Here is a 4,112-nt window from a genome sequence, read left to right as displayed (position 1 = left end):
GGCCGGGTCGACGCCTCCGGCGGTGTCGCGGCCCTCGAACTGCTGCACCGCTGCGACTCGGTCCTCTCCGCTCTGTCGACCGCCCCGGCCGCCACCCTCAAGGCGGGCGGTGTCGGGGTGCGCGAACTGCGGCGGGTGGCCCGCGCCGCCGGTCTCGTCGAGGGCGAGCTCCCCCTGCTGCTCGAGGTCCTCGCGGCCGCGGGACTCATCGCTGTCGGTGACGCCGATGTCGGCGACGTGGCCTTCGATTCGGTGTGGGCCCCCACCGAGGCCGCCGACGTGTGGTCGGCCCGCGAACCGGCACGCCGCTGGGCCGAGCTCGTCCTCGCGTGGTGGTCCATGCCGCGGACTCCCTGGAGGGTCGGGTCCGAGATCGAGGGCGGCGGCACCGTGCCGGCACTGGGTGAGCCCATCGGCCCGCCCGGTCCCACAGAACGGGTCCGGGTCCTGAAGGCGCTGGCCGCCCTGGACCCCGCAGCGGAACCCGACGCCACACTGCTGACGGAGGTGGTGCGCTGGTCCTCGCCGGTGTGGTTCTCGCGTGCGGGTTCCCGGCCCGTGGAGGAGACCGTGGCGGAGGCGCGCCTGATGGGACTCGTCGTCGGGACCACCGCCACCAGCGCGGCCAGGGCCCTCGCCGGCGACACCCACGCACCCGTCGCCGGAGCCGCCACCCACACCGCCACCACCCATGACGGCACCCCCGCCCCCGGCGTCGAGGACCTCGAACCGGTCCTCGTCGCCGCCCTGCCAGACCCGGTCTCGGAGGTCATCGTCCAGGCCGACCTGACGATCCTCGCCCCCGGCCCGCTCGTGCCCGAACTCGCCGCGGAGTTCGCGCTCCTGGCCGACGTCGAGTCGGCCGGCGCAGCCACCACCTACCGCGTCACCGAGACCTCCGTGCGTCGCGCACTCGACGCCGGGCGCACGGCGGCGGGGATCCGGGACCTGCTCGCCCGGACCTCCGTCACCCCCGTCCCGCAGTCGCTGGACTACCTCATCGAGGACGTGGCCCGTCGTCACGGTCGGCTGCGGGTGGGTACCGCCCTGTCCTTCGTCCGGTGCGACGACCCGTCGCTGGTCGCCCAGGTCCTCAGCTCCCCGGTGGCCGAGAACTGCGCACTGCGGACCGTCGCGCCGACCGTCCTCATCTCCCAGGCCCGGCCGTTGGACCTGGTGGAGGCCCTGCGCGAGCACGGGTTCGCCCCCGTCGTCGAGGACACGACCGGCGCCGTCGTCGCGTTGTCCCGGCCGGTGGCCCGTGTCCGGGAGAGCCGCATCACCCGCGCGCCCCGGGTCCCCACTCGCACGGCCACCCCCTCCGAACTGCGGGCGGCCGTCGCGGCGATGCGCTCGGCCGACCGGGTGCGCTCGGCGCGGGGCGCCTCCGGGGGCGCGTACACCGGCGAGGCCGCCATCGCCCGCCTGCACGACGCGGCGAGCACGGGCACCGCCGTCACCGTCTCGGTCGTCGACGCCCAGGGCCGGTCCACCGCGCGACTGCTCGTGCCGGCCTCCGTCGGCGGGGGTCGGATCGAGGGGATCGAGCCCGATTCCGCCGAGCCCGTCACCCTGCCGCTACACCGCGTGATCTCCGTCTCCGACGTCGACCCGACCCGCTGACCCGGATTCCTGGACAATGAAGGGTCGGACCCACGCGGGTCCGGTGAGACCCCGAGGAGGGCCGGAGTGAGTGGTGGACCGCTGATCGTCCAGTCGGACAAGACCGTGCTGCTGGAGATCGACCACGATCAGGCGAACGACGCGCGCCAGGCGCTGGCCCCGTTCGCCGAGCTGGAGCGCGCCCCCGAGCACGTTCACACCTACCGGATCACGCCGCTGGCGCTGTGGAACGCCCGGGCCGCCGGCCACGACGCCGAGCAGGTGGTCGACGTGCTGGTCAACTTCTCCCGCTTCCCCGTCCCGCAGCCGCTGCTGGTGGACATCGCCGAGACCATGGCCCGCTACGGCCGGCTCCAGTTGGTCAAGAGCCCGGTCCACGGACTGACCCTGGTCTCCCTGGACTCCGCGGTGCTCGCCGAGGTCAAACGCCACAAGAAGATCGCCCCCATGCTCGGCGCCGACATCGACACCGACACCGTCGTGGTGCACCCGTCCGAGCGCGGCCGCCTCAAGCAGGAGCTGCTGAAGGTGGGCTGGCCCGCCGACGACCTGGCCGGGTACGTCGACGGTGAGGCCCACGACATCGACCTGTCCACCGAGACCGAGCCCTGGGAGCTGCGCGACTACCAGCAGATGGCCGCCGACTCGTTCTGGGCGGGCGGCTCGGGTGTCGTCGTGCTGCCCTGCGGCGCGGGCAAGACGATGGTCGGGGCGGCCGCGATGGCCAAGGCCAAGGCCACCACGCTCATCCTGGTGACCAACACCGTCGCCGGTCGGCAGTGGAAGCGGGAGCTGTTGGCCCGCACCACGCTGACCGAGGACGAGATCGGCGAGTACTCCGGCGAGCGCAAGGAGATCCGCCCGGTCACCATCGCCACATACCAGGTGGTCACCCGCAAGACCAAGGGCGTCCACCGGGCGTTGGAGCTGTTCGACTCCCGCGACTGGGGGCTGATGATCTACGACGAGGTGCACCTGCTGCCCGCGCCGGTGTTCCGGATGACCGCGGACCTGCAGTCCCGGCGCCGGCTCGGGCTCACCGCCACCCTGGTGCGCGAGGACGGCCGAGAGGGTGACGTCTTCTCCCTCATCGGACCCAAGCGGTACGACGCCCCGTGGAAGGACATCGAGGCGCAGGGCTGGATCGCCCCGGCCGACTGCGTCGAGGTACGGGTGACGCTCACGGAGAACGAGCGGATGCTCTACGCCACCGCCGAGGCGGAGGACAAGTACAAGCTGTGCTCGACCGCACGGACCAAGATCCCTGTGGTCAAGAGCATCCTCGCCAAGCACACCGGCGCCCCGACCCTGGTGATCGGTGCCTACCTCGACCAGCTCGAGGAGCTCGGCGACGAGCTCGACGCCCCCGTCATCCAGGGCTCCACCTCCAACTCCGAGCGCGAGAAGCTCTTCAACGCGTTCCGTGCCGGGGAGATCTCCACGCTCGTGGTGTCCAAGGTCGCCAACTTCTCGATCGACCTGCCCGAGGCCAGCGTGGCCGTGCAGGTGTCGGGGACGTTCGGCTCCCGGCAGGAGGAGGCGCAGCGGCTGGGCCGGCTGCTGCGGCCCAAGCACGACGGTGGCCAGGCACACTTCTACTCGGTGGTCTCGCGCGACACCCTCGACGCCGAGTACGCCGCGCACCGGCAGCGGTTCCTCGCCGAGCAGGGGTACGCCTACCGGATCATCGACGCCGACGACCTGCTGGGGCCGCCGATCCCCGAGGTCGGCTGACGCCGGCGGCCACCCGCGGGTCCGGTCCGGACGGTTCCTGGGATACTGGACCCATGGCCGCCGATCGCACCCCCCGCGCCCCGCACGAGCAGTACCGCCTCGCCGACATCCCCGTCGACGACGCCTGGGTCCGCAAGCACAACGAGAGCCTCGCCGAGGTGCGGCGGCTGCAGTGGTCCGCGGGCATCCTCGGTGTGCTCGTCCTGGCCGCGGCCGTGGGCCTGCTCATCTACTCGGGCTTCGAGGCCTGGGCCTGGATCGTCGCCGCGCTGGCCGGGGTCTTCGCTCTCGGATGCCTGGCGATGATCGGGTACATCCCGCGCAAAATGGGCTCGATGCAGCGCACCTACGCCACCTCGGAACTCGTCCCGGCCATCATCGCCGAGGTGCGCCCCCGCGGGCTGACCCTCCTGGCGCTGGTCGACCGTGCCGTCGACCGCTCCGCCGGAAAGCTCCCCGCGCTGGCCGTCCGCAGCTGCGAGAAGCTCCCGGGTCACGACGTCCGCGTGGGCGAGCGCGTGCCGTGCGTGGCCGTGGTCGGCAACCGCAGCGCCCGCGGCGGCGACAACCTGTACCAGTTCATCTCACCCATGCCCGTCGCATGGGCGACCTCCGACAAGGCCGTCCTGCGCCGACTCGAGAAGGAGATCCCCTCCGGCGAGTGGGAGCGGGTGCGCCAGAACCTCGACCGGGTGGACGAGGTCTCGGCCACGCCGACGAGCCTGCTCCCCCTCGACTGAGCGGCCCCTCCCCTC

General features: G+C 72.6%; 3 protein-coding genes. All 3 read left to right on the top strand.

From position 1 onward, the window contains the following. On the top strand, positions 1-1,623 hold a 1,623-nt coding region (locus J1M64_RS13940; RefSeq protein ID WP_206474515.1), incomplete at its 5' end, for a helicase-associated domain-containing protein. A 66-nt stretch (positions 1,624-1,689) separates the two neighbouring features. Beyond that, positions 1,690-3,357, top strand: coding sequence for a DNA repair helicase XPB (locus J1M64_RS13935; RefSeq protein ID WP_206474514.1), 1,668 nt, complete (start codon positions 1,690-1,692; stop codon positions 3,355-3,357). 53 nt (positions 3,358-3,410) lie between these two features. Further along, entirely contained in the window at positions 3,411-4,097 is a 687-nt protein-coding gene (locus J1M64_RS13930; RefSeq protein ID WP_069390400.1) for a DUF3239 domain-containing protein, read from the top strand. Positions 4,098-4,112 lie beyond the last annotated feature (15 nt).

Source organism: Dietzia sp. KRD202 (genome assembly GCF_017168155.1).
GTDB lineage: Bacteria > Actinomycetota > Actinomycetes > Mycobacteriales > Mycobacteriaceae > Dietzia > Dietzia kunjamensis.
Note: the sequence above shows the minus strand (reverse complement) of the source record. Positions and strands in the feature narration are given on the sequence as shown.

What these genes read in the sequence shown, in the direction of transcription:
- J1M64_RS13930 (WP_069390400.1), top strand. Translation starts at nt 3,411, where the DNA reads ATGGCCGCCGATCGCACCCCCCGCGCCCCGCACGAGCAGTACCGCCTC.